26 protein-coding genes are annotated in these 25,108 nt (G+C 71.5%); 10 read left to right on the top strand and 16 right to left on the bottom strand.

Annotated features, from left to right (window positions below; all coding sequences use genetic code 11):
• Window positions 1–136 precede the first annotated feature (136 nt).
• The 5 genes from VNE60_13640 to VNE60_13620 all read left to right on the top strand — a co-directional run bounded on the left by VNE60_13640 (window position 137) and on the right by VNE60_13620 (window position 4,058).
• Window positions 137–937: a uroporphyrinogen-III synthase gene (locus tag VNE60_13640; GenBank protein HVB32564.1), complete on the top strand. Its 801-nt coding sequence runs from the start codon at window positions 137–139 to the stop codon at window positions 935–937.
• Window positions 938–981: 44 nt separating this feature from the next.
• Window positions 982–1,944 (top strand): hydroxymethylbilane synthase, encoded by a 963-nt coding sequence (hemC, locus tag VNE60_13635; protein ID HVB32563.1) that lies wholly within the window; start codon window positions 982–984, stop codon window positions 1,942–1,944.
• 57 nt (window positions 1,945–2,001) lie between these two features.
• The gene (gene hemB, locus VNE60_13630; protein ID HVB32562.1) at window positions 2,002–2,988 is read left to right on the top strand and encodes a porphobilinogen synthase; all 987 of its coding nucleotides are present in this window, start codon (window positions 2,002–2,004) and stop codon (window positions 2,986–2,988) included.
• A 3-nt stretch (window positions 2,989–2,991) separates the two neighbouring features.
• Entirely contained in the window at window positions 2,992–3,534 is a 543-nt protein-coding gene (locus VNE60_13625) for an inorganic diphosphatase (protein HVB32561.1), read from the top strand.
• A 128-nt stretch (window positions 3,535–3,662) separates the two neighbouring features.
• Window positions 3,663–4,058 carry a hypothetical protein gene (locus tag VNE60_13620; GenBank protein HVB32560.1) on the top strand — a complete coding sequence of 132 codons (396 nt, stop codon included), beginning with the start codon at window positions 3,663–3,665 and terminating at the stop codon, window positions 4,056–4,058.
• Window positions 4,059–4,073: 15 nt separating this feature from the next.
• On the opposite strand, the gene VNE60_13615 is transcribed toward VNE60_13620, so the two are convergent.
• The 8 genes from VNE60_13615 to VNE60_13580 form a co-directional block, all read right to left on the bottom strand.
• Window positions 4,074–4,670, bottom strand: a complete 597-nt coding sequence (locus VNE60_13615; protein ID HVB32559.1) for a DUF1707 domain-containing protein — start codon at window positions 4,668–4,670, stop codon at window positions 4,074–4,076.
• Between the two features lie 12 nt (window positions 4,671–4,682).
• Complete coding sequence (locus tag VNE60_13610; GenBank protein ID HVB32558.1) at window positions 4,683–5,372, bottom strand: aquaporin; 690 nt, start codon at window positions 5,370–5,372, stop codon at window positions 4,683–4,685.
• A 119-nt stretch (window positions 5,373–5,491) separates the two neighbouring features.
• Window positions 5,492–6,736: a beta-ketoacyl-ACP synthase II gene (fabF, locus tag VNE60_13605; protein ID HVB32557.1), complete on the bottom strand. Its 1,245-nt coding sequence runs from the start codon at window positions 6,734–6,736 to the stop codon at window positions 5,492–5,494.
• 20 nt (window positions 6,737–6,756) lie between these two features.
• The gene (locus VNE60_13600) at window positions 6,757–7,284 is read right to left on the bottom strand and encodes an SRPBCC family protein (GenBank protein HVB32556.1); all 528 of its coding nucleotides are present in this window, start codon (window positions 7,282–7,284) and stop codon (window positions 6,757–6,759) included.
• The gene (locus VNE60_13595; protein ID HVB32555.1) at window positions 7,281–7,973 is read right to left on the bottom strand and encodes a methyltransferase domain-containing protein; all 693 of its coding nucleotides are present in this window, start codon (window positions 7,971–7,973) and stop codon (window positions 7,281–7,283) included. The genes VNE60_13600 and VNE60_13595 overlap by 4 nt, the downstream gene beginning before the upstream one ends.
• Window positions 7,973–8,449 carry a flavin reductase family protein gene (locus VNE60_13590; protein HVB32554.1) on the bottom strand — a complete coding sequence of 159 codons (477 nt, stop codon included), beginning with the start codon at window positions 8,447–8,449 and terminating at the stop codon, window positions 7,973–7,975. Before VNE60_13590 ends, VNE60_13595 begins: the two co-directional genes overlap by 1 nt.
• The gene (locus VNE60_13585) at window positions 8,446–9,726 is read right to left on the bottom strand and encodes an FAD-dependent oxidoreductase (GenBank protein ID HVB32553.1); all 1,281 of its coding nucleotides are present in this window, start codon (window positions 9,724–9,726) and stop codon (window positions 8,446–8,448) included. The genes VNE60_13590 and VNE60_13585 overlap by 4 nt, the downstream gene beginning before the upstream one ends.
• The gene (locus VNE60_13580) at window positions 9,702–10,496 is read right to left on the bottom strand and encodes a DUF92 domain-containing protein (protein HVB32552.1); all 795 of its coding nucleotides are present in this window, start codon (window positions 10,494–10,496) and stop codon (window positions 9,702–9,704) included. The genes VNE60_13585 and VNE60_13580 overlap by 25 nt, the downstream gene beginning before the upstream one ends.
• Before the next feature lie 174 nt (window positions 10,497–10,670).
• Between VNE60_13580 and VNE60_13575 the strand changes: the two genes are divergently transcribed.
• Genes VNE60_13575 through VNE60_13565 form a run of 3 tightly spaced genes read left to right on the top strand, consistent with a single transcriptional unit; the run spans window position 10,671 to window position 13,332 of the window.
• On the top strand, window positions 10,671–11,303 hold the full coding sequence (locus tag VNE60_13575; GenBank protein ID HVB32551.1) for a hypothetical protein: 633 nt from the start codon (window positions 10,671–10,673) through the stop codon (window positions 11,301–11,303).
• A gap of 5 nt (window positions 11,304–11,308) precedes the next feature.
• Window positions 11,309–12,490, top strand: a complete 1,182-nt coding sequence (locus tag VNE60_13570) for a Xaa-Pro peptidase family protein (protein ID HVB32550.1) — start codon at window positions 11,309–11,311, stop codon at window positions 12,488–12,490.
• The gene (locus VNE60_13565) at window positions 12,490–13,332 is read left to right on the top strand and encodes a carboxypeptidase-like regulatory domain-containing protein (protein ID HVB32549.1); all 843 of its coding nucleotides are present in this window, start codon (window positions 12,490–12,492) and stop codon (window positions 13,330–13,332) included. The genes VNE60_13570 and VNE60_13565 overlap by 1 nt, the downstream gene beginning before the upstream one ends.
• A 12-nt stretch (window positions 13,333–13,344) precedes the next feature.
• On the opposite strand, the gene VNE60_13560 is transcribed toward VNE60_13565, so the two are convergent.
• The 4 genes from VNE60_13560 to VNE60_13545 are packed head-to-tail and all read right to left on the bottom strand — an operon-like array spanning window position 13,345 to window position 17,271.
• Entirely contained in the window at window positions 13,345–15,174 is a 1,830-nt protein-coding gene (locus VNE60_13560; protein ID HVB32548.1) for an ABC transporter transmembrane domain-containing protein, read from the bottom strand.
• A complete protein-coding gene (locus tag VNE60_13555; protein ID HVB32547.1) occupies window positions 15,171–16,064 on the bottom strand; it encodes a heme o synthase in 894 nt (297 codons plus the stop codon). The genes VNE60_13560 and VNE60_13555 overlap by 4 nt, the downstream gene beginning before the upstream one ends.
• A complete protein-coding gene (locus VNE60_13550; protein HVB32546.1) occupies window positions 16,061–16,990 on the bottom strand; it encodes a COX15/CtaA family protein in 930 nt (309 codons plus the stop codon). Before VNE60_13550 ends, VNE60_13555 begins: the two co-directional genes overlap by 4 nt.
• Complete coding sequence (locus tag VNE60_13545; protein ID HVB32545.1) at window positions 16,987–17,271, bottom strand: hypothetical protein; 285 nt, start codon at window positions 17,269–17,271, stop codon at window positions 16,987–16,989. Before VNE60_13545 ends, VNE60_13550 begins: the two co-directional genes overlap by 4 nt.
• A gap of 184 nt (window positions 17,272–17,455) precedes the next feature.
• Between VNE60_13545 and VNE60_13540 the strand changes: the two genes are divergently transcribed.
• A complete protein-coding gene (locus VNE60_13540) occupies window positions 17,456–19,132 on the top strand; it encodes an ABC transporter permease subunit (GenBank protein HVB32544.1) in 1,677 nt (558 codons plus the stop codon).
• A 4-nt stretch (window positions 19,133–19,136) separates the two neighbouring features.
• Entirely contained in the window at window positions 19,137–20,528 is a 1,392-nt protein-coding gene (locus VNE60_13535; GenBank protein HVB32543.1) for a nitrate/sulfonate/bicarbonate ABC transporter ATP-binding protein, read from the top strand.
• Here VNE60_13535 and VNE60_13530 read toward each other — a convergent pair.
• From VNE60_13530 to VNE60_13515, 4 genes are read right to left on the bottom strand one after another with little or no spacing between them, the layout of a single operon-like run.
• Window positions 20,525–21,412, bottom strand: a complete 888-nt coding sequence (locus VNE60_13530; GenBank protein HVB32542.1) for an MlaD family protein — start codon at window positions 21,410–21,412, stop codon at window positions 20,525–20,527. The two genes, VNE60_13535 and VNE60_13530, sit on opposite strands and share 4 nt — an antisense overlap.
• Window positions 21,409–22,260 (bottom strand): ABC transporter permease, encoded by an 852-nt coding sequence (locus VNE60_13525; protein HVB32541.1) that lies wholly within the window; start codon window positions 22,258–22,260, stop codon window positions 21,409–21,411. Before VNE60_13525 ends, VNE60_13530 begins: the two co-directional genes overlap by 4 nt.
• 2 nt (window positions 22,261–22,262) lie before the next feature.
• Window positions 22,263–23,345 carry an LptF/LptG family permease gene (locus VNE60_13520; GenBank protein HVB32540.1) on the bottom strand — a complete coding sequence of 361 codons (1,083 nt, stop codon included), beginning with the start codon at window positions 23,343–23,345 and terminating at the stop codon, window positions 22,263–22,265.
• Entirely contained in the window at window positions 23,345–24,955 is a 1,611-nt protein-coding gene (locus tag VNE60_13515; GenBank protein ID HVB32539.1) for an LptF/LptG family permease, read from the bottom strand. Before VNE60_13515 ends, VNE60_13520 begins: the two co-directional genes overlap by 1 nt.
• Window positions 24,956–25,108 lie beyond the last annotated feature (153 nt).

Raw genomic sequence — 25,108 nt, 5'->3', positions numbered from 1 at the left:
CGATCGACGGGGATCCGGAGGGGCAGTTGATACTGCGGATTGGCGGGGGGCGAGGCAAGGTGCGGACGCGAGTGTCGCATGGTCGCGCCCGTGGGGTATCTTCATCCGATCCCCTCGCACGAGTCTCGATCGGCGCATGACCAGGCCCGGCAGCGATCATCCCGAGGCACGCGGCGCGGCGTCCCTGTCCGGCGTCCGCGTGGTGGTCACGCGCGCCGCGCAGGCGGCCTCGTCGTTCACGACCGCGCTGACCGCGCTCGGGGCCGACGTGGTCGAGATGCCGGCCACGCGCATCGAGCCGCTGGATGCGGCGCCGGTGCGGGCCGCGATCGCGGATCTCGCCCGGTACGACTGGGTGCTGTTCACCAGCCAGAACGCCGTGCAGATGTTCTGGAAGGCGCTGCACGACGCGGGGCGCGATGCGCGGCCCATGGCGGGCCGGCGCGTGGCGGTGGTGGGCCCCGCCACGGCGGGCGCGCTCCAGGCGTTGGGCATCGCGGTGGACGTGGTCCCGCCCCGGTTCGTGGCCGAGGGGCTGTTGGAGACGCTCGGGGCGCGGGACGACGTCCGGGGCCGCCGCGTGCTCTACCTCGCGGCGGCGGGCGCGCGCGATGTGCTTCCCGAGGGGCTGCGGACGCTGGGCGCGACGGTGGACGTGATCGCGCTCTACCGATCCGCCCCCAATGTCGAGGGCGCCGCGGCGATGCGCGAGCGGCTGCTGCGCGGCGAGATCGACGTGGTCACGTTCACGGCCGGGTCGTCGGTGCGCGCGTTCGTGGACGCGGTGGGGGCCGACGCGGCGGCGCGCGCGGGAATCGCCACGATCGGCCCCGCCACGTCGGCCGTGGTGCGCGCGCTGGGGCTCACGGTGCGCTCGGAGGCCGATCCGTCCACGCTGGACGGGCTGGTGACGGCCGTGGTCGCCTCCCGGCGCTGAGCGCGGCTACATTTCAGAACGCGCGACTCCCCGTCCATTCCCCAATGGCCACTCAGACCCCGATTCGCATCGCCACACGGTCCTCCGATCTGGCCCTCTACCAGGCCAACCTGGTGAAGGGGCTGCTCGAGGGACGCGGCGTGGCCGCCGAGCTGGTGACGTTCAAGACGGTGGGCGACAAGAAACTCGACGAGCCGCTCAGCGCCATCGGCGCCAAGGGCCTGTTCACCATGGAACTCGAGCACGCGCTCGGCAAGGGCAAGGTGGACTGCTGCGTGCACTCGCTCAAGGATCTGCCCACCGAATCGCCCGACGGGCTGGCGATCGGCGCCGTGCTCCGGCGCGAGGACCCGCGCGACGTGCTGGTGATCGGCGACGTGATCCAGGCCGAGTCGCTGGACGAGTTGCCGCGCGGCTCGCGGGTGGGCACGTCGAGCCTGCGGCGGCGGGCACAACTCGCGGCGCGGCGCCGCGATCTCGATATCGTCGAGCTGCGGGGCAACGTTCCCACGCGGATCAAGAAGGTGGACGCGGGCAGCGTGCACGCGGCCATTCTCGCCGCCGCCGGCCTGCACCGTCTGGGCGTCGCGCAGCGCATCACCGCGGTGCTCGACGCGCCCGACTGGCTGCCGGCGCCGGGGCAGGGCGCGATCGCGATCCAGATCCGCGGCGACGACGCGCGCCTGCGCGAGCTCGCGGGCGCGCTCAACGACGCCCGCACGATGACCGACGTGCGCGCCGAACGCGCGTTCCTGGGCGCGCTCGAGGGCGGGTGCCAGGTGCCGATCGGCGCGTTGGTGATGCCGCGCGGCGGCGGGTTCGTGCTGCACGGCCTGATCGCCGACCTCGACGGCCGCCGCGTGGTGCGCGGCGAGATCGTGCTCGACGAGGCCGACCCCGAGCTGTGTGGCGTGCGGCTGGCCAATCAGCTGCGCGGCGAAGGGGCGACGGAGATTCTGGAGGGGCTGCGGCGGGCGCAGCATCTGCCGTCGCCGCAACCGGAGTGATTCCCAGGCGGGCGCGGCGCCACCGGCGATCGCGTCCCCAGAACGCAGGATGATCGCATGGCCATGTTTCCCGAGTACCGTCCGCGGCGCCTGCGTCGCACCGCGCCCCTGAGGCGTCTGGTGCGCGAGACGCACCTGTCGGCGTCGCAGCTCGTGCTCCCGATGTTCGTGCGCCCCGGCCACCGGGTGCGCGTGCCTGTGGACTCGATGCCCGGCGTGGCGCAACTCTCCGTGGATGAGCTCGTGCGCGAGGCCGCCGCGGCCGCCGCGGCCGGCGTGGGCGGCGTGCTGCTGTTCGGCATCCCGGAGCACAAGGATGCCATCGGCACCAGCGCGTGGGACGACCAGGGGCCGGTGCAGCAGGCGGTGCGCGCGCTCAAGCGCGAGGTGCCCGACCTCGTGGTGATCACCGACGTCTGCCTGTGCGAGTACACCGACCACGGACATTGCGGCGTGCTCAAGGACGGCGACGTGGACAACGACGCCACGCTCGATCTGCTGGCCCGTGAGGCCGTGTCGCATGCCGCGGCGGGCGCCGACATCGTGGCGCCGAGCGACATGATGGACGGCCGCGTGGGGGCCATCCGCGGCGCGCTCGACGACGCGGGGTTCGCGCACACGCCCATTCTGAGCTACGCCGCCAAGTTCGCCGGTCCGTTCTACGGGCCGTTCCGCGACGCCGCCGAGTCCACGCCGCAGTTCGGCGACCGCCGCAGCTATCAGATGGATTCGGCCAACGCCGACGAGGCGCTGCGCGAGGTGGAGTTGGATATCGCGGAAGGAGCCGACATGCTGATGGTCAAGCCGGCGGGGCCGTTCCTGGATGTGATCCGCCGCGTGAAGGACGCCACCGGCTACCCGCTGGCCGCGTATCAGGTGAGCGGCGAGTTCAGCATGATCAAGGCGGCGGCGGAGCGGGGATGGATCGACGGCGAGCGCGTGATGATGGAGTCGCTGCTCGGCATCCGGCGGGCCGGCGCCGACGTGGTCATCACCTACTTCGCCGCCGAAGCGGCCGCGGTGATCGGCCGCGGGGAGCGCTGAGCCGTGCTCAATCTGTGGCGCGATCTGGCGCCGGGCGCGAATCCCCCCGAGGTGATCACGGCGGTGATCGAGATTCCCCAGGGGAGCCGCAACAAGTACGAACTCGACAAGCCGTCGGGGCTCATCAAGCTCGACCGCGTGCTGTATTCGGCCGTCCACTACCCGGCGGACTACGGCTTCATTCCGCGTACGCTGCACGACGACGGCGACCCGATGGACGTGCTCGTGCTGCTCAAGGAAGAGACCTTCCCGGGGTGCATGATCGACGCCCGCCCGATCGGCGTGCTGCATATGCTCGACCGCGGCGAGCCGGACGACAAGATCCTCGCCGTGCCCACGCACGATCCCTACTCGCAGGAGTACTTCGACATCGCCGATATCCCGCAGCATCTGCTCCGGGAGGTGGCGCAGTTCTTCGTGAGCTACAAGGAGCTGGAAGGGAAGAAGGTGGAGATCGTGGGATGGGGAAAGAGCGGCGAGGCGATGGCGCTCATCACCCAGTCCATCGCGCAGTACGACCGGGCATATCTGACGCCGGGCCCCTGACCGGGTGAACCGGCGCGCCGCCAGGGGATCTGCTTTACAACGCAAAGTACTTGCCACTGTCGGGGCCCGCCTGTACCTTGCAGCCACGGAGCATCTCCCCGGCCCCATGCCCGACTTCGTCTGAGTCCATGCCGCGCACTCCCCCGTCGTCCAACCGTAAACCGCCGCCGCCCAGCCGCGCGCGCCGGATCGCCTGGCTCACGGCGTTCGTGGTGATGACGGTGGGATGCGCCGCGATGGCGGGATGGCTCGATCTGCACAACGGCGACGTGCAGGGCACGATCCAGGTGGTGGCCGTCTCGTCGTTCGCCGTCTCCGCGCTGTTCGCGCCCGGCGGTTGGCTGGGCGGGATTCTCGTGGGCTTCGGCGTCCCGCTGGCGCACCTGTATGCCCGCCTGGCCGGCATCCCGCTGCCGTACGCGGCGCCGCAGGTCCTGTCCAGCTTCGTGCAGTTGATTCCGGCCGTCGCCGGATCGATCACCGGCCTCGCGTTGCGCGCCGGAGTGCGTCACGCGCGGAGCTGAGCGCGGTCGCCGCGGCTAGTCCTCGGGATCGCGCGTCCGCACCGACAGGTCGGACATCAGCGCCCAGCCGGTGATCCGCACCACGGGCGCGCCGTGCCGCAACGAGCGGCTGGCCACCGAGCGATCGGACACCGACGCGAGCAGCGGCATGGCGTCGGTGACCACGTGCACGTGCGACGGGACCGTGATCCGCACCGAAGCCCAGGTGGCCTTCACATGGATCTCCGTGACGCCGTCGGAGAGCTGCGCCTCGCGCAGGTCCAGGTGCGTGTCGGACAGCACGGCCACCACATCGAGCCGTTGCGGCGGGATCCAGGCGCCGCGCCGCACCCGGCTGCTCAGCACCGACACCATGCGCGAGTGAACGATCTGCGAGGGGGCCGGTGCCGGCCGGGTGGCGGGCGTCGCAGGCGCCCCCTCGATGGCGGGCAGGTCAGACGCCAGGGCGCGGATCTCGGCCACCGACGCGGCGCGGTACACCATCTCGAGTCGCGTCTCGAGCTCTTCGATCGACAGGTTGTCGTTGGCGAAATGCCGGGACAGGAGCGTGATGACGCGCTCGCGCTCCTGCTCCAACGCCTGGAGCGACGGCGGCTGTCCCGGCGATGTCATGGCGCCGCCGGGTCAGGCCGCCGCGTCGGCGGGCCCGTGGCGCAGGAACGTCCACTCGTACACCAGCGCCGCCACGATGCCGCCGATGATCGGGCCGATCCAGTAGATGAAGTGGCCCTCGAACACGCCGCTCACGAGCGCCGGGCCGAACGAACGGGCCGGATTCATCGACGCGCCCGTGGACGGTCCGATGGCGAGGACGTCGGCGACGATCGTGAGGCCGATGGCGAACCCTCCAACTTTGGGCCCCTTGGGATCCACGACCGTGCCGAAGAACGCGAACACGAGGAAGAAGGTGGCGATCGCTTCGAGCCCGATGGCGTGCATGGTGGACACGTTGCTGGCCACCCACTGCCCGCCCAGGCGGCCCGCGGCGCCGGTGGCCGCGGGGAAGAGCGCCCGGAGGACGAGCGCGGCGACCACGGCGCCGGCGCACTGGGCCACCACGTAGAACAGCGCGGCGCTGGGGCGGAGGCGCCCCGCGACGGCCATGCCGATCGTGACGGCGGGGTTGAGGTGGCCCGACACGCGCATCGTGGCCGTGACGAGCACCGCCATGATCACCCCCTGCGCGATGGCGATGTCGATGAGCGGCACGGCGGCGCTGGCCACGTAGCCGTTCAGGATCGTCGCCCCCCCGATGAACACGAGCGCGAAGGTGCCGACGAATTCAGCGACGATCGGCCGCTTGAGGTCTTGCATGCGGTGAGGCTCCGGGGTGGGGAATTGGGACTCGCCTGCTGCTCACAACGCTACGCGCGGTAGCGGGTGAGGTCCAGTGATCACCGGCCGCCGGCGACGGGCGGCCGGGGCCTGCCCCGTCACTCGGCGCGGCGCAGCACCACGGCGGCGTTGATCCCGCCGAATCCGAACGAGTTGCTCAGCGCGTAGTCCACTCGCGCGGCGCGGCCGGCGTTGGCGATGTAGTCCAGGTCGCACCCCGGGCCGGGCGTCTCGAGGTTGAGCGTGGGCGGCAGCCATTCGCGCTCCACGGCCAGCGCCGTGATCGCGAGCTCGAACGCGCCCGAGGCGCCCAGTGCGTGGCCGTAGTACGCCTTGGTGCTGCTCACCGGCGGCGGCGCCGCGGACGCGCCGAACACGCGTTTGAGCGCCGAGGTCTCGGTGGAATCGTTGAGGGGCGTGGAGCTGCCGTGCGCGTTCACGTAGCCCACCTCGTGCGCGGCCACGTGCCCGTCGTCGAGCGCCAGCTGCATGGACCGCGCGGCCTGCGAGCCGTCGGGGCGGGGCGCGGTCATGTGGTGGGCGTCGTTGGAGTATCCGAACCCGACGATCTCGGCGTACACGTGCGCGCCGCGCGCCAGCGCGCGCGTCCGCTCCTCGAGCACGAGGACGCAGGCGCCCTCGCCCATGACGAAGCCGTCGCGGTCGCGATCGAAGGGGCGCGACGCCCGCGCCGGATCGTCGTTGCGCGTGGACATCGCGCGGATGATCGCGAACGCGCCGAAGCAGAGCGGGGCCAGCGGCGCCTCGGCGGCGCCGGCCAGCATCACGTCGGCGTCGCCGTCGCGGATGGCGCGGAACGCCTGGCCGACGGCGATCGTCCCCGACGCGCAGCTCATCGCGTTGGTGCTGTTGGGGCCCTGCACGCCGAACTCGATGGCGATGTTGCAGCTCGCGGCGCCGGCGAACACGGTGAGCGCGAGCGACGGGTCCACCGCCTTGAACCCGTCGCGCAGCGCCACGCCGACCTGCGTTTCGGCGAACGCCACGCCGCCCAGCGCCGAGCCCATCATCGCGCCCACGCGCTCGCGGTTCTCGACTGCCAGGTCCAGGCGCGCGTCGTCCACCGCGAGACGGGCCGCCGCCACCGCGAGCTGCCCGAAGCGATCGAGCCGCTTGGCGCGCTTGCGCTCCAGGAAATCGTCGGGGCGGAAGTCGGCGATCTCGGCGGCATTGCGGCTGCGGAACATGGCCGGATCGAAGCGCGTGAGCGTGCGCACCGCGCTGCGCTCCCGGCGCAATCCGTCCCACAGCCCGTCCCGCGTGGTGCCGATGGGGGTGATCGGGCCGATGCCCGTGATGACGACTCGCCTGCGACCGGTCATGCGCTGCTCCAGGAGTGAGATCACGCCGACTGTTCGGCGACGCGGGCCAGGCCGGCCAGGGTGCGCGACGCGATGCCGTGCACGAAGAGCGGACCGATCACGCGCCGGGCCGCCAGATCACCAATCAGCGGCCACGGCGGCCCGTTCCACATGTGCAGGATCTTGACCGTCGTGCCGGCGGCGTCCTGCCGGAACGCCCACAGCACTTCCATGTGCCGGGTGACGCCGCGGATGTGGCGGTAGCGGATCCACGGGGCGCCGCCGGCGCCGTCGGCCACCTGCATCTCCGACGTCCACCACGTGGGCCAGGCGACGAGGCCGAACGGGCGCACGGCCGCCATCGTCACCACGCCGCCGCCGTCTGAGGTGCGCTCCAGGAACCGCACGCGGCGGTAGTGCGGCAGCAGCGCCGGCCAGTGCTCGACGTCGCGGGCGAGCGCGAAGATCACGCCCAGGGGAGCCGCCACCAGCTGCTGGTCGAGCGTGATCATGCGCGCCGACGGCGGCATGTTGCCGAGCGCGAACGGGGCGCCGCTGGCGGCGCTCACCGGCCGGCCACCCGCGCACTCCAGACGGCGGTGAGCCGATAGCCCAGCCGCCGCCGCACGCGCGGCGTGGCGCCGGTGGCGTCGCGCACCAACGCCGCCAGTTCGCCGGCGGTGAATCCGCGCAACACCGACACCACGCCGTCGTGGCGCGTGACGGCATGGAATCGGAGCGGGAAGCTCGCGAGCCAGAATCCGGCGGCCGCCAGCCAGCTCCGTCGGAGGTCGCTCACGATCACGGCGTGCCGCGCCACGCGGTGCAGCTCGCGCACCAGGCGCACGGCGTCGTCGCGAACGAAGTGATGCAGCAATTGCGAACAGATCACCACGTCAACACTGGCGGTGGCAAAGGGAAGCGCAAGGGCATCGCCGCACACGGCGTACGTCATCCGCCCGCGGGCGGCGGCGAGCAGGGGCTCGGCCACGTCGTATCCGACGGTGGTGAGCGCGCCGGCGCGGCGCGACGCGCGCGCCGGGATGTCGGCCAGTCCGGTGCCCACGTCGAGCAGGGTGGGGGCCGGCCCCGCCAGCGGCAGCGCCGCGCGCAGCTCGCGCAGCACGGCGCGGGTGCCGCCGAGCACGGTGTTGGAGCGCACGACGTCGCGTTGCGACCGCTCGCGCAGCGGGCCCGGGGTGGCGGGGTCGTCGAGGATCTCGACCCCCCGGCGGCGCGCGGGGGTGAGCCACCCCATCAGCGTTCGAGCTGGGCGTAGCCGCCGCGGTAATAGAGCAGCGGCCGCTCCTGGCGCACCGTGGCGCGCTCCACCTCGCACACGAAGACGGTGTGATCGCCGGCCGCATGCCGGTGGCGCACGCGGCACTCGAGATGAGCGAGCGCCTCGTCGAACAGCACCACGCCGCGCTCGCCGCGCGTGTAGCCGATGCCGTCGAACCGATCCGACTCGAGTTCTGCGAACCGGCGCGACAGCGCCTCCTGGCCCGACGCCAGAATGCTGACGCCCACGTCGTCGAGGGTCATCAGCAGGTCGTGCATGTCGGCGGTGTGATCCACGCAGGCGAGTACGAGCGGCGGCTCGAGGCTCACCGAGCAGAACGCGCTCACGGTCATCCCGTGGTCGCGGCCGGCGGCATCGCGGGTGGTGAGGATGGTGACGCCGGACGCGAAGCGGCCGAGCACGGCGCGGAAGGCATCGGGATCTAGGGTCATGCGCGGGGCGCCGCGCGGGCGGCGGGAAGAGGACGTGCGAACAAGGTAAACAGAATCGATGGGCGCATCACCTCGCGCGGCGGCACGAAGTCGCCGGCCACCCCCACCAGGAGGTCGGCCAGTTCGCCGTGCGCCTCGCAGGCGCGGGCCACGCGGTTGATCAGCGGCGCCCAGGCGATCACGGCGCCGATCACGCGCTCGACGATCCACTTGCCGCCGAACTCGCGGCGCCGGGCGCGATCATACGCCGCGAGCGCGGTGTCGGCTTCGGCCGGCGACGTGGCCGCGAGCGCGGCGCGCGCGTAGATCGCCGCCAGCTCGCCGCCGCGGAGCGCGGAGTAGATCCCCTCGCCGGTGAACGGATCGAAGAAGTCGGCGGCGTCGCCCACGAGGAGCGCGCCCGGCGCCCAGGCCCGCCGCGCGTGCGACGCGAACGGCCCCACGGCCCGCACATCGTCCGCGCGCTGGGCGTGAGCGAACCGCGGCGCCAGCTGCGGCTGGCGCGACAGCCAGTCGTCGAGAAACGCCGCGCGGTCGCGGGCGATGGCGGCGGCGGCGCGGTGCGGGAACACCGCCGACACGTTCACGAGGCCGCCGTCCACGGACGCCAGTCCCACGTAGCCGTCGCGGGCCACGTGCATCTCGCCGAACGCGCCCATGCCGTCCACGCCGCGGAAGTGCGCGGTGAGGGCGATGCGCCGCGGCCATGGCCGCCGGCGCGCCACGCCCAGCCGCTGCGCCACCACCGAATGCAGGCCGTCGGCGCCCACGACCACCCGCGCCGATCGCACGGCGCGCGCGCCGTCGGGCGACAGCGTCACGACGCCGGTCACGCGACCGGCCGCGTCCCGATCCAGGTCCACCACGCGCACGCCCTCGTACACCTCGACGCCGGCGCGGCGCGCGCAATCCACGAGAATGGGATCGAGCAACTCGCGGCGCAGCGCCAGCCCGTGATCGTTGAACGCGCGATAGCCGTGCGCGGCGGCGAAGCGTCCGTGGATGCGGGCGCCATCGGGCGCGCGCACGATCATGCCCGCGAGCCGCACCGCACCGGCGCGCTCCACGGCGTCGAGCGCCCCCATGTCGGCGAGAATGCGCGACGCCTGAGGGCTGAGGCACTCGGCGCACGGCTTGGGACGCGGAAAGTGCGCCCGCTCGAGCAGCATCACGCGAGCGCCCGTGCGGGCCAGGCCGAACGCCGTGGAGGCGCCGGCCGGACCGCCGCCCACGACGATCACGTCGGCGCCGGTCACGGCCGCCACGCGATGGCGCACGCCACGGCGGCCCCGACGAGCGTGCAGGCGACGTTGACGCCGTCGTTGTCCAGCCAGGCCAGTCCCCCGGCCAGGCGCGTGGGCGCGCCGCACGCGTGCTCGGCGCGTTCCGTGGCCTGCCGGCAGCGGTCGCACCACCGCCGCTGCTGCACGGTGGCGCCGAGCACGGAGTCGGCCAGCGAGCCGGCGATGCCACCGGCCAGCGCCGCCGCCGCGGTCTGGCCGGACCAGTGGACGCCGAGGGTGACCATCTCGATGAACGCCGCCCCGAGCACGGCGCCGAACAGGCCGAGCAGCGTCACGCCGCCCGACGTGCCGGGCGGCATGGGGCGCCAGGTGACGATCGACCGCGGCGCGCGGAGCGACAGCATCCCGATCTCCGTGGACCAGGTATCGGACGTGGCGGCGGCGAGCGCTCCGGCGCCGGCGGCGCGCCAGGGACCGCCGGGCGCGGCGATCGCGGCCACCGCGGCCAGGGCGAACAGGGCGCCGTTGGCCAGCACCTGGACGGCGTCGCGTTCGTCGCCCTTGGCGACGATGGCGGCCGCGGCCGACGCCTTCTGGGAGCGCCGCACGCGGGAGAGCAGCGTGGACGCCAGGAAGAAGGCCACGAGCAGCGCGCCCCAGTCCCACCCCGCCGCAACGGCCGCCGTGCCCACGACGACGGCGGCCACGGCGCCCGACGGCGACAGGGCGCGCGTGCGGCGCGCCGCGCCGGCGATCAGCGCCGCGACGGCAAGCCCACTCAACAGGCGCGTGACATTCGGCATGCTCGGGGGCGGAAGACGGTGGAGGACGGCGCGCCGCGCGAACCGCAATCTGCGAGTGGCGCGGGGCGGGGGGCAAGCGGGTAGATTAGGAAGCGCGCGTCACGCGCCGGCGTTCCCTGGCTTGTTGCGCCACCACGCCGCCGTTAGCTTCGCCCGCTGCCCCTTTCCCACCGCATGCTCGCAACCGTTGACGCCCTACTTCCGCTGAGTCTGCTCGAGGCGGTCCGCGACGTGGACACGCCCGGCGATCTGGACGCCGAATTTGTCGACGAACTGCGCAACAAGCGCCTCGGGCTCAGCGATACCGTCTACTCGCAGATCAAGCGCTACACCGAAGCCGCGCGGCGGCGCCATCGCACCGCGCAGGAAGAGGCGGTGGCGCTGGCGCGTCTGATCGGCCGCCGTCCCGACGCCGAAGCGGTGTTCCGCGCCGCCGGACGGTACCTGGCGCGCGAAGCCTACATGACCATCTCGCCGGTGACGCGCCGCCTGCTGCGGCTCCTGCCGTCGATCATCGCGCGGCCGTGGGCGCTGCGGCGCGCGCGGCGCATCGCGTCGCGGTATCTCAACGGAACCGCGCGGCGCGTGGGGGGGTACGTGCTCCTCGAAGTGCCGCGATCGGTGACGCTGGGCTCGGCGCCGGGCAGCATCGGATGCGCGTTCTACGAGTCGGCGCTGCGCGAGCTGCTCCGTCTCCTCATTGGCAGCATCGGTTCCGTGGACCACGTGCGTTGCGGCGGCCGTGGCGAGGGAACCTGTGAATGGCGCGCCGACTGGCGCTCCGTGGACCGATCCGCCGCCGCCTGACCATCATGCTCACTCCCGAAACCCTTCCCGATCTACAGCGGGCCCTCGCCGAGGCCGATCTCGACGGCTGGCTGCTGTTCGACTTTCACGGCGCCAATCCGATCGCCGGCGGCTTGCTGCGGCTCACGGGGCTGGTGTCGCGCCGCGTGTTCGCGCTGATCCCGCGCGAGGGCACGCCGGTGGCCATCACCCACGCCATCGAGCAGGGGCCGTGGGCCCAGTGGCCCAAGCAATGGAAGCGCGAGGTGTACGCGTCGTGGCGCTCGCTGGACGAGCACCTGGCCACCCTGGTGAAGGGCAAGCGCGTGGCCATGGAGTATTCGCCGGGCGACGCCGTCCCGTACCTCGACCGCGTGCCGGCCGGCGTGCTCGAGATGGTGCGCGCCGCGGGCGCCGAGGTGGTCTCGTCGGCGCCGCTGGTGACGCGATTCTACGCGGCGTGGAACGCGCAGCATGTGGCGTCGCACGAGCGTTCGGCCAAGCTCATCGCCGGGATCGCGCAGGACGGCATGAAGCTCGCCGGCCAGCGCGCCCGCACGCCGTCGCCGATGACCGAGTACGAACTCATGCAGTGGATCCTGGCGCGCTTCAAGGACGCCGGCGTCGAGACGGACCACGGGCCCAACGCCTCGGTCGGGGCCAACGCCGCCAATCCGCACTACGAACCAACCGCGGCCAGCTCCAAGCCCATCCGCGAGGGCGACGTCCTGCTGGTGGATCTGTGGGCGCACGAGCCCGACGGCGGCGTGTGGGCCGATCAGACGTGGATGGCCACCGTGGGCGCGCCGTCCGCCCGGGCCCAGAGCGTGTGGGTGGCGGTGCGCGACGCGCGCGACGCGGCGATCGCGCTGGTGCAGTCGCGCGTGGCGGCGGGCCAACCGATCCTCGGCGCCGAGGTGGATGACGCGGCGCGCGCCGTGATCACCAGCGCCGGGTTCGGCCAGTACTTCACGCACCGCACCGGCCACTCGATCGATCCGCGGGAGCTGCACGGCTCCGGGCCCAACATGGACAACCTCGAGACGCACGAGGATCGCCAGCTGCTTCCCGGCGTGGCGTTCTCCATCGAGCCCGGCATCTACGTGCCCGGCGAGATCGGCGTGCGCAGCGAGGTGAACGTCTACCTGCAGGCCGGTCGTGCCGTGGTGACGCCGTCGGAGCTCCAGCGCGAGATGCTGGTCGTCTGATGGCGGGGCGTTCGTCGTCGGGGGCGGGCGGCATCGCGCGGCTCTGGCCGCTGCTGGTGGCGGCGCTCGGCCTGCCCACGGCGTGCGCGCGCGACGCCAGGGGCGATCCGGCGTCTTCCACGGTGGCCCGCGTGCCCGATCCGTTGCGTGCCGTGGCGCGGGCCATCGCCCCCGACGGGCCGTACCGCGTGGTGCGCGTGGCGCGGCCGGGCGAGATCCGCGGCGTGATCTCGCTGGGCGGCGCGCCGCTGCTCCGTCCCACGGCGCTCTCCGGCGACGACGCGTCGGTCTGCGGCGGCGAGGTGCCGGATGAGTCGGTGCAGGCCCGCGGGCACCGGCTGGCCGACGCGCTGGTGTGGGTGAGCGACGTGCACGCGGGACGCGCGCTGCCGCGCGACCGGCGGGCGGACCTCGCCATCGAGCGCTGCCGGTTCGTGCCCCGGGTGCTGGCGTTGGTGACGGGCACGACGGTGAACCTGCAGAGCTTGGATGCCACGGCGCACCACGCCCGGTTCTACAGCGAGTCCGAGGGCGCGCTGATCGCGCGCATCTCCACCGTGGACCGTTGGTCGGTGGTGCCGAGCGCGGCGATCGCCGCCGAGCCGGGGCTGGTGCGCGTACGCGGCACCGATCATCCGTTCGCCCGCGGGTACGTGGCGGTGTTCGATAATCCGTACTTCGCGGTCACCGATCGGTTCGGGCGGTTCGCCATCCGCGGCCTCGCACCGGGCACCTACGACGTGCGCATCTGGCACGAGCGCGCGCCGGCGCCGGTGGACCATGTGGTGACGGTGAAGCCCGGCCAGGCGGCGGATCTGGACGTGGAACTGCAACTGCAGTAGACGCCGGGGCGGTCAGCCCTCGGTCGCCGTGAACTGCGTCTTGTACAGCCGTGCGTACAGCCCGCCGGCCGCCAGCAGTTCGTCGTGCCCGCCCGATTCCACCACGCGACCCTTCTCGAGCGCCACCACGCGATTGGCGCGGCGCACGGTGCTCAGGCGGTGCGCGATGATCAGCGTCGAGCGATTGCGGAGCAGGTCGCCCATCGCCTCTTCCACCAACCGCTCGCTCTCCGCGTCGAGGCTCGACGTGGCCTCGTCGAGCACCACGATGGCCGGGTTCTTGAGGAACACGCGGGCGATCGCGATGCGCTGCCGCTGGCCGCCCGAGAGCTTCACGCCGCGCTCGCCCACCATCGTCTCGAACCCTTCGGGCAGCCGGTCGATGAACTCCAGCGCGTGCGCGGCGCGCGCCGCCGCCCGCACGTCCTCGTCGGTGGCCGGATGCGCCGATTCCTCGGGGCGCGCGTACGCGATGTTCTCGCGCACGGTGCCGCTGAACAGCGCCGGCTCCTGCGGCACCATGCCGATGGCGCCGCGCAGGTCGTCGAAGCTCAACTCGCGCACGTCCATGCCGTCCACGGTGATCGCACCGCCGGTCACGTCCCAGAAGCGGGGGAGCAGCGACGCGATCGTCGTCTTGCCGGCCCCCGACGGACCGACCAGCGCCACCACCTCGCCCGGCGCGATGTGCAGCGACACGTCGTGCAACACGTCGGGCAGATCGGGCGCGTAGCGGAACGCCACGCGGTCCAGCCGCACGTCGCCGCGCACCGGCTTGGGCAGCGCCCGCGGATGGGCCGGCTCCGGCACCGTCGGCTTGGTGGCGAGCAGTTCGAACACCCGCTGCGCCGCGCCGATCGCTTCCTGATAGCTCCCGAACAGCGACGCCAGCGTGCCCACGGCCGCCGCCACGAAGATGGCGTACAGCAGGAAAGACACCAGCGCGCCCGGCGTGAGCTGGCCCTCGAGCACCAGGCGCCCGCCCTCCCACAGCACCGCCACCACCCCGGCGAACGCCAGGAATCCGACGACGCCGAACAGCATCGCGCGCAACCGCGCCCGGCGGATGGCGGCCGACACCACCTCGCGCATCAGCGTCGCGTACCGCTGCGACTCGGCGCCCTCGCGATTGAAGCTCTGCACGGTGCGGATCTGCGAGAACGACTCCTGCGCCATCCCCATCGCCTGCGCCACCCGGTCCTGCACGCCGGTGCTCGCGCGGCGCAGCCGGCGGCCGAACAGCACCGCCGCGCCCACGATCACCGGCGTGATCGCCAGCGTGGTCAGCATCAACTGCGTGTGCGTGAGCGTGAGCAGCGCCAGGCCGCCGATCAGGAACAGCACCTGCCGGGCGATCTCCGCCACCTGATTGTTGAGCACCGACTGCAGCACGGCCAGGTCGGCCGACAGCCGGCTGGTGAGATCGCCGCTGCGCTGGTCGCTGAAGAATCCCGGCGACAGGTGCACGAGGTGCGTGAACACCTGGTCGCGTAGGGTGGCGATCACCCGCTCGGCGGTGGACGACAGCAGGAACACCTGCACGAAATTCAGCACGCCCTGAATGGCGAACAGCGCCACCAGGATGAGCGCGATGCGGTCGAGCATCGAGCGGTCGTGCTGCTGGAACGCCGCGTCGAGCAGCGTCTTGACCACGGCCGGGAAGGCGAGCCCGATCGCCGCCGAGCCGAGCAGGCACACCGACGCGATCACGAGCGCGCGACGGTGGGGGCGGAGCCAGGGGACCAGCCGGGCCAGCGCCCTGGGCGACCTGGGCCGGCGCGAGGGCGGCGCGCTGTCGGCGCCGGCGAGCGGGACCGCGGCGGCTGCCGCCGGACCGCTCATGCGACGAGGCCGCGATCGATCACCATCGCGGCGAACAGCAGGGCGAGGTAGAGGAGCGAGTACTTGTAGACGCTCCACGCGGGCTTGGTGAAATTTTCGGCGCGCATCACGCGGACGATTCCTATGAGCAGCCAGGCGTCGAGCGCCGCGGCCATGATGAAGTACGGAAGGCCGAGGGCGCCGAACGCCACCGGCAGGAGCGTGAGGCAGACCAGGATGATCGTGTACCAGAGCATCTGTCGCTTGGTCTCGCGCTCGCCCCACACCAGCGGCGCCATCGGCACGCCGGCGAGGCCGTAGTCCTTCTGCTTGTTGAGCGCGAGGGCCCAGAAATGGGGCGGGGTCCAGTAGAAGATGATCAGGAACAGGTATAGGGCCATGAGATCGAGCCCGTTCGTCATCGCCGCCCAGCCCACCAGCGGCGGGATGGCGCCGGCCGCGCCGCCGATCACGATGTTCTGCGGCGTGCTGCGCTTGAGCCACCGCGTGTAGAGCAGGATGTAGGCGTAGAACCCGAGCAGCGCCAGCGCCGCCGTGAGCAGGTTGGCGAACCGCGCCAGCAGATACGTGGACGTGGTGGCCAGCAGCAGGCCGAACACCAGCACCTCGCGCGGACTCATCCGTCCGCTCGGGATCGGACGCAGCCGCGTGCGCGACATGCGGTCGTCGATGTCGCTGTCGAGATACATGTTCACGGCGTTGGCGCCGCCGGCCATCAGGTACCCGCCCACGAGCATGACGAGCACCAGCGTGAGACTCGGGTGGCCGGCCACGTACATCGGCGCCACGGTCGTCACCAGCAGCAGCGAGATGATCCGCGGCTTGGTGAGCGCCACGAAATCGCGAGTCACGCCGCGCGCGCCCGTGGGGGTGGCCGCGAGGTCGCTCACGCGCCCGCTCCGGGCGCGGCCCGCGGCCGCGCCGCGATCCGCGCCAGGTACGCCATCGTGTACGCCGACAGCCACACGCCCACGCCGGCCGCTTCGTGCAGCGACCGCAGCACCGGCGGCAGGTGCAGCAGCACCATCGCCGCGGCGATGGCCACCTGCAGGATCACGAACGCCAACACCACATCGGCGGCGCGGCGCACCACCGGGCCCACGTCGTCACGGCGCGCGCGCAGTGCCATGCCGACGGCGAGCAGGCCCAGCAGCAGGGCCAGCGTACGGTGCATGAGCTGGATGTGCACGGCGGCTTCGGGGGCCGCGGGATTGGGCCCGCAGAACGGGAAGGTCGTGCATCCCACCGCCCCGAACGGGTAGTTGGCGGTGAGTCCGCCCATGGCCACGGCCAGGAAGGCGATGCTCGCCGCCGCGTATCCGCTGCGCACCAGGCCGCGGGGCGCCGTCTGCGCGCGGGCGCCGGCGCCGCCCATGGCCCCGGTGCGGATGGTCGCCGTGGCCAGCATGGCGAGAAGGGTCATCGCGAGCGTCCAGTGGGCCACCGTCGCCCACGGGGCATTGCCGAGCTTGACCGTGACCCCGCCCAGGATGGCCACGCAGAACACCGTCACCACCGCGGCGCCGGCCATGCGCAGGACGCCCCCCGGTCCGCCCACGCCGGGCTCGCGCCGCCGCCGCCACGCGGCCACGAACAGCGCCAGGATCGTGAGGGTGACGATGGACGCCAGGTAGCGGTGCGACACCTCGATGATCAGATCGGGGCGGCTGAGCGGCGGGAACCAGTAGCCGAAGCACTTGGGCCAGTTGTCTCCGCAGCCCATGCCCGATCCGCTGATGCGCACGATGGCGCCGAATACCAGGTGCAGGCAGACGACGGCGAGCGCCAGATACGCGTAACGGCGGAGCGTCTTCACGGCGCCGGCGTGCGGAGGGCCGGCGCCGCGGCGGACACGCGCACGGACGCGGGGGTGGCCGGCGCGTGCATGGCCCGCCACGTGAGCGCGAACACCCCGATCAGGGCCAGCGCGGGCAGCAGGGCCCAGGCGATCTCGGCCCCCGTGCGGGGGCGCGGCACCCGATCAGCGCCCGCGGTGGGCGCGTGCGGAAGCAGGACCGACCGGAGGATGGCCACCTGGGCCACCAGACAACACACGGCGGCGACCCAGAAGATCGCTTCGCCAAGGGCAATGCGCATGAATGATCGTCTCGAAGAACGGCAAACGGCTTAGGAAACCTCGCCCGTGTGGGGGGGCGGGTCAACCGTGATTTCCGGGCGCGCCGCCCTTGCGTCTACCGTCTAGGTTTGCTGCATGGCGTTCCTCCGGTCCTGGCCCACCGCGGTTGTCCGGCCACCCGCTCCCAAGTGGGTGGACCTCGCCATGCTGTGCCTGCTGGTGGCCATCGGCTACGTGGTCATGCACGCCGGCGTGGGCTGGGGCACGCCCATCGCCAGCAACGTGCACGTGGGCACGTCGCCGTGGAATCTTCCCTGGTACGCCGCGCTCTCCACCATGCGCATGGCGGTGGCGTACGTGCTGTCGCTGGCGTTCAGCGTGGCCTACGCCCGCGCCGCGGCCAACAGCCGCGTGGCCGAACGGTTCCTCATCCCCCTGCTCGACATCCTGCAGAGCGTGCCCATCCTGTCGTTCATGCCCGGCGTGGTGCTCGGGCTGGCGGCGCTGTTCCGTGGGCGCGTGATCGGGCTCGAGCTGGCCGCGGTGCTTCTCATCTTCACCAGCCAGGCGTGGAACCTCGCCTTCGGATTCCATCAGGCGCTGCACTCCATTCCCACCGAGCTCAGCGAAGCGTCCACCGTGTACCGGCTGGGCCGGTGGCGGCGATTCACGCGCCTGGAACTGCCATCGGGCGTGATCTCGCTGGTGGCCAACAGCATGATGAGTTGGGCCGGCGGCTGGTTCTTTCTCATGGCGTCGGAGCAGTTCACGCTGGGCAAGGACAGCTACCGCCTGCCGGGCCTGGGCTCGTATCTCGCCGCCGCGGCGGAACGGGGCGACGTCCTGGCGCTCTGCCTGGGCCTGCTCATGCTGGTGTTCGTGATCGTGCTGCTCGATCAGCTGCTCTGGCGCCCGCTGGTGGCATGGTCCGACCGATTCAAGCTCGAGCAGGCCGGCGGCCAGGCGGCCTCGTCGTCGCGCGTGCTCGACGCGCTGCGCGACTCGGAGCTCATGGCGTGGATCGGCGATCGCGTCCTGCGCCCGATGACGCGCCGGCTGGACCGCCGGTTGAGCCCGCCGCCCACGCCGCTCGGCGCGCCCGTCGTGCCCGAGGCGCCGCGCCGCCGTTCGCCGCTCGGGGCGGCGATCCGCACCGGCGCCGCGCTCGTGCTGCTGGGCGTGGTGGCGTGGGGGGCGCTGGCGTCGGCGCGCGCGCTCGCCACGCTCGACGCCGCCACATGGGGCCGCATCCTCCTGGCGTCGGCGGCCACGCTCGCGCGGACCACGGTGGCGCTGCTCATCGGCGCCGCGTGGACGATCCCGCTCGGCGTGCGCATCGGGCTCGACCCGGTGTGGTCGCGGCGGCTGCAGCCGGTCGTGCAGATCGTGGCGTCGATTCCGGCCACGGCGCTCTTCCCGGCCCTCCTCCTGGCGCTGCTCGCCCTGCCCGGCGGCCTCAACATCGCCGCCGTGGCGCTGATGCTGCTCGGCACGCAGTGGTACGTGCTGTTCAACGTGATCGCCGGTGCGATGTCGATCCCGTCGGATCTCAAGGAAGTGGCGGTCACCTACCGCATCACGGGGTGGCGCCGCTGGAAGACGCTCATCCTTCCGGCGATCTTTCCGTACGTCGTCACCGGCATGATCACGGCCACCGGTGGGGCGTGGAACGCCAGCATCGTGGCCGAATACGTGACGTTCGGCGGCACGACGCGCATGACCACGGGGCTGGGGGCGGTGATCGCGTCGGCCGCCAATCATGGGCAGTTCCCGATCCTGCTCGCGGCCACGTTCGTGATGTCGGCGATCGTGATCACCATCAACCGACTCGTCTGGCGCCGCCTGTATGGGCTCGCCGAATCCCGCTACCAGCTCGCCTGACGCCATGAGTTCCCCCGCCTCGCCCGCATCCACTCCGCCCACGCCACTCGGCGGCGGCCCCGCGCTCCTCGCGGTGCGCGACGTGCGCAAGTACTACGGCGACGACCGGGCGCCGGCGCTCGAACACGTGAATCTCGAACTGCGGGCCGGCGAGTTCGTGGCCCTGCTCGGCCCGTCGGGCTCGGGCAAGTCCACCCTGCTGCGCATCCTCGCCGGGCTCATCGCGCCGTCGGACGGCGACCTGCTGGTGCACGGCGAGCCGTGGTCGGGACCCAATCCGCAGGTGGCCATCGTCTTCCAGAGCTTCGCGCTCTTTCCCTGGCTCACCGTGCTGCAGAACGTGGAGCTGGGGCTGCTGGCGGTGGACCTCGCGCCGGCGGAGCGCCGGACGCGCGCCCTCAAGGCCATCGATCTCATCGGCCTCGACGGCTTCGAGGAAGCGTTCCCCAAGGAGCTTTCGGGCGGGATGAAGCAGCGCGTGGGCGTGGCCCGCGCGCTCGTCGTGCAGCCCGAGGTGCTGTTCCTGGACGAACCCTTCTCGGCGCTCGACGTGCTCACCGCCGAGCACCTGCGCACCGAACTCAAGCAGCTGTGGATGGACCGGTCGCTGCCCACCAAGGCGGTGCTCATGGTCACGCACAACATCGACGAGGCGGTGACGCTCGCCGATCGCGTGGTGGTGTTCGGCGCCAACCCGGGGCACATCCGCGTGGAGCTGCCGGGCGTGCCGGTGGATCAGCGCAAGAGCCGCGGCCAGGCGCAGATGCGCCTGGTGGAGACCATCTACCGCATCATGACCAACCCCGACGAAGACCCGTCGGCATTCCTGGAACGTCCCAAGCGCCGCGCCGCGCGACGGCCGGCCAAGCCGCGCTACCCGGCGCTCCCCGACGTGGGGCTGGACGATCTGGCGGGGTTCGTGCAGTTCGTGTCGAGCATCGGCGGGCGCGCCAACCTGCACGACCTGTCCCGCGACCTGCAAATGCGCAACGACGACCTGCTGGCGCTGGTCGAGACCGCCGACCTGCTCGGATTCGCCGAGGTGGCGGAGCGCAACGTGCTGCTCACGCCGCTGGGCGAGCAGTTCGCGGGCGTCGATCTGGACGGCGAGAAGGCGCTGCTCCGCACCGGCGTGCTCGAGCACGCGCCGATCATGCGGTTCGTGGTGCGGCTGCTGGACGACGCGCCCGCCCACACGCTCGAGGCCGAGCGGCTGGAGGAGGAACTCCAGAAGGCCTTCGGCGGCGAGGAGGCCCGGCGCCAGTTCGAGACCGTCGTGGACTGGGGGCGTTACACGGAGCTGTTCAGCTACGACACCACGGCCGGCGAGCTACGGCTGGACGAGGAACACCGGGCCACCGACGGCGGCGCGGAGGCCGGCGACGACGCCCCTTAGAAGATCCGGACGTTGATGTACCGGCTCGGATGCTTCTTGATGTCGGCGAGCAGCGAATCCATCGTCGCCATCGTGTTCCGCATGTTGCGGTAGAGCAGGGTGTCGGTGAGCAGCTTGCCGGCCGTGCCCTGGCCGGCGTTGAGCTTGCCCAGGATGTCGCTGAGCTGCCCGGCGCTCGTGTTCAGCTTCACGGCCGCCTCGGACACGCTCTGGCTGGACGCGCGCAGATTGCGCACCGTGGAATCCACGACGCTGGAGTCGATGGAGTTGGCCACGCGCTCGTAGGCCTTGAGCGTCTGCGTGACGTGCGCGTTCTGCTCGGCGGCGATGTTCTGGAGCTGGGCGGCCAGCGCCGACGTGGACGCGATCGTCTGCCGCAGGTCGCGGAGCCCGCCCGCGTCCACCATCTGCACCTGGAGGGCGTGGGTGATGGCCCCCAGCGCGGCGCCGATGGAATCGGCCTGCGTCATGATCTCCTGGACGCTGGCCTCGGCGGTTCCGGCGGGGACCGTGTCGCCCGGCGCGTACGCCCCCGACAGGTCGCCCCCGAGCTTGGGAGTGAGCGCCACCGCCACATCGCCGAAAAACCCCACGGCGCGCACCGTGGCCTTGGAGCTCTTGGGCACCTTGTACCGGTCGTTGATCCGCAGCAGGACGTCGAGGTAGCCCTCGGGGCGCAGATCGACCTCGTCCACGTACCCGATGTTGACCCCGGCCAGCAACACCGGCTGCCCCTGCTTGAGGTTCTGCCCCCAGGCAAACCGGGTGTACAGCGGATACCCGGACGACAGGCCGCCACGGGCCAGCCAGAGCACGCCCACGAGAAGGACGGCCACGGCGATGGTGATCAGAATGCCCACCGAGACTTCGTCGCGTCGTTTCATGACTGTAGGTACGGAGCGAGGAGGACCGCGGTCAATGCATCCAGCACGAGGATGGCTACCGAGGTGACGACCACCGCCTTGGCCGTGGACCGTCCCACGCCCTCGGCGCCGGCTTCTGCAATGTAGCCTTCGAACGACGAGAAGAAGGAGATGGCCCCCCCGAACATCGTCGCCTTGAGCAGGCTGTAGATCACCTGGAAGGTCCCGAACCCCAGCCGCAGCCCGTCCTTGAAGTCCGAGGGGCTGATGCCGGTGGCGAACACCCCCATCGCGTAGCCGCTGGACACGCCCACCGCGTCGGCCAGCACCGTCAATACGGGAAGCATGATGATCGCGGCCAGCAGCCGGGGCACGATCAGGAACGCCACCGGGTCGTAGGCCAGCGTCTCGAGCGCGTCGATCTGCTCCGTCACCCGCATCGTGCCGATCTCGGCGGCCATGCGCGCTCCCACGCGCCCCGTGAGCACGAGCCCGGTGAGCAGCGGGCCCAGCTCCAGGATCACCATCTGGCGCGTGGCCAGGCCGACGAGCGACTGCTGGACGCCCGGAAACAACTGGTAGCGCGTCTGCAGGGCGATGACGCTGCCGATGAAGCCGGCGACGATCACGGTGAGCGGCACCGAATCGACGCCGATGTTCTTCATCTGGCGGATCGTTTCGGGCGCGTACGTGGCCGGCGCGCCCAGCGCCCGCACGATGTCGCGCAAGAAGTAGGTCCAGGCGCCCACCTTCCGGAACGAGCCCACCAGCCCCCGCGACATCCGCCGGAAGAAGCGGATGCCGGAGCGCTGCACGATGGGGAACGTCTCCGTGGGACGGGCGACGGGGTGGTGCGGAAAATGGGTCACGGTCAGGTGCGGACGCGGCCGAGCAGGAAAATTCCGATCAAGGCAAACAGCGCGTTCGGCACCCACGCCGCAAGGTCCGGCGGCATCATGCCGGTGCCGCCCACGGCCTTGGTCACCTGCACCGCCATCAGGAACGTCACCGTGGTGGCCAGCGAGATGGCGATGCCGAACGCGGCCCCGCCGCGCTGATTGGTGGTGGCCAGCGGCGCCCCGAACAGGGCGATGATGATGCAGGTGATCGGGATGGCGATCTTCAACGCCCGCTCCACCTTCCACTCGTTCACGTCGGTGCCCGAGCGCTCCATGGCCTTGATGAACCGCGACAGCTCCTCGTACCGCATCTCGTCGGGCAGGTGCGTCCGCGACATCATCTCCGAGGGCTGTTCCTTGAACTCGTTGTCCCGCATCGAGACGAACGACACGGCGAACCCGGGGCCGGAGTCGGTGACCAGGTGCATCGTGCCGCGTCCCAGGTCCCAGTGGCCGTTGCGCCACGTGGCGTTGTCCGCCGCCACCACGTACGAGGGATAGTCGGCCCCCGTGCCGCGCCGCTCCACCTGCACCGACTGCGCCGTGCCGAGGGCGCGATTGAGCACGCCGATCTTGTACACGCGCCCCAGATCGCCCGCGAACGCGAAGTTGTACCGCTGGTTGAGCCCCCGGAACTTGTCCTCCTCCAGGAGCTGGTTGTGGGCGCGGTTGGCGGCCGGCATCAGCTCCGAGATCACCAGGTCCATCCCCGTGGCCAGCGCGGCCCCGAGCATGATCGGCAGGATGAACCGGTAGAAGCTCATGCCCGACGCCTTGGCCGCCGTGATCTCCGAATGGCGCGTGAACGCCGAGACGGCGAACACCGTGGCGAAGAGCACCGCGGCCGGCAACACCATGAACATCGACTGGGGCACCCAGTACACGTAGCTCAACGCGATGTTCTGCGGCGTGAGATGGCGGGCCAGGTACTGGTCGAGATGGTCGGTGAGGTCGATCACGATCGTGATCACGGGAAAGCCCAGCGCGGTGACCACGAAGATCTTCCAGAACTCCGCGAACACGTAGCGGTCGAGGGGCTTGATCGGATTCCGCATCAGGCGCGCCCCCGGGGGCGGCGCGTCACCCGCCTCGCGAACTGACGGAACGCCTCGCGCACCTCGGTCCAGTCGCCGCCGCGCGTGCCGCCCGACACCTTGTTCATGCGCGAGACCATGCTCAGGCCCACGGCCAGCAGCAGGATGTTGGCGCCCCACATGGCCCAGAAGGGCGAGATGAACTCGCTGTCGGCCAGCGTCTCGCCCCCGATGAGCCCCACGTAGTACAGCGCGAACACCGAGAAGCTCACGCCGATCACCAACCCCACGCCGCCGCGCGGAAAGCGCAGCGCGATCGGCGGGCCGAGGAGCACGAAGATCATGCACGCGGCCGCCAGCGAGAACTTCTTCTGGATCTCGATGTCGTAGCGGAGGCGCATGTACCGGTCGATCTTCTCGCGCGACACGGCGGCCTCCTCCTCGGACTGCAGCGTCACCTGCGATTCGCCGTAGTTCACCCCCGGCGGGGCCTGCATGGCCGGCGGCTGTCCGGCCCCCGCCGACGGCGCCGGCGTCCCCCCCGCCGACGGCGGCACGCGCGGCGGCGGCGCCTGCACCGTGGCCTGGGCCTGCGCCTGCGGCGCCAACAGCGCCAGCTCGACCGCGGACACCGGCGCCGCCTGGAGCTTCTTCACGCTGAAGAAGCGGCTGAGCAGGCCGCAGTAGAGGCGTCCCAGCCCCCACGGATTGTTGCGCACCGGCGCCACCGGGTACTTCACGTTCGTGGCGCCCTTGGCGGTGAGCATCTTGGCCTGCGCGTACGCCAGATCGTACGCCGCCGACCGCCAGCGGAAGTCGGCGTCGGCGAACGCCGCCTGCATCTCGCACACCGTCATCTCGCGGTCGCTCTTGGCCGCCGAGTCGGCATCCGACGCCTCGAACGAGTTGGTCACGTTGCGCACGCGCAGCAGGTCGCGCTTGTAGAACAGGCGCGTGAACTGTTCCGGTTGCAGGGTCGGCACCTCCAGCATCATGCCGTCGTACAGGTGCATGACCAGGTCGGTGCGGTTCTCGGCCACGCCCAGCGTGCCGCTGTCGGCGTAGATCGTGCGGCGGTGCTGCGGGTCGGTCAGGTCCCAGATCGTCACGCCCGTCATGTGCTGCGAGCCGCGGTCGATGTGCGACGCCCGCAAATAGAGCTTCTGCTCCACCACCGGATTGATGATCTGTTCCTTGAGGGCGAAGCTGGGCTTGGTGCGCGCGATGTCGGTGGAGAGCACCGCCAGCTGGTGGTTGGCGCGCGACAGGACCTGATCGTTGAACACCAGCATGATCAGCGCCACCACGGCCCCCGCCGCCAGCGTCGGCAGCAGCAGCGACCGCATGTTGAGGCCGTTGGCGCGCATCGCCGTGATCTCGTTCTCCGATGCCAGCCGGCTGTACGCGTAGAGCACGGCCACGAGCACCGCCATCGGCAGCGTCATTGCCACGGTGAACGGCACCGTGAGCACGAAGAACTCGGCGAGCACGCGCCAGGGCAGACCCTTGCCCACCAACTCGCCCAGCCGCTTGCCGATGTACTGCAGCAGCATCAGCGACGTGAGGGACGTGAGGGCGAAAACAAACGGCCCGACGTGCTCTTTAAGCACGTACTTGGTAAGAATCTTCACGATTCCTTGGTCGCGCCTCAGCGGCTGTGGAACTTCAAGTCTCCCACCGGGTTGTGGGCCGTCGCACTAGCTGTATATTCCACCCGCCGACCTATCAAATTCAAGGTCTCAGGGACCGACTCGCCGAAGGACGGCCGACGCGCCTCAGGTCTG

The sequence above is a fragment of the Gemmatimonadaceae bacterium genome, assembly GCA_035533755.1.
In the GTDB taxonomy this organism is placed as follows: domain Bacteria; phylum Gemmatimonadota; class Gemmatimonadetes; order Gemmatimonadales; family Gemmatimonadaceae; genus JAGWRI01.
The sequence above is the reverse complement of the archived record's forward strand: the minus strand, read 5'-3'. Positions and strand labels throughout refer to the sequence as shown.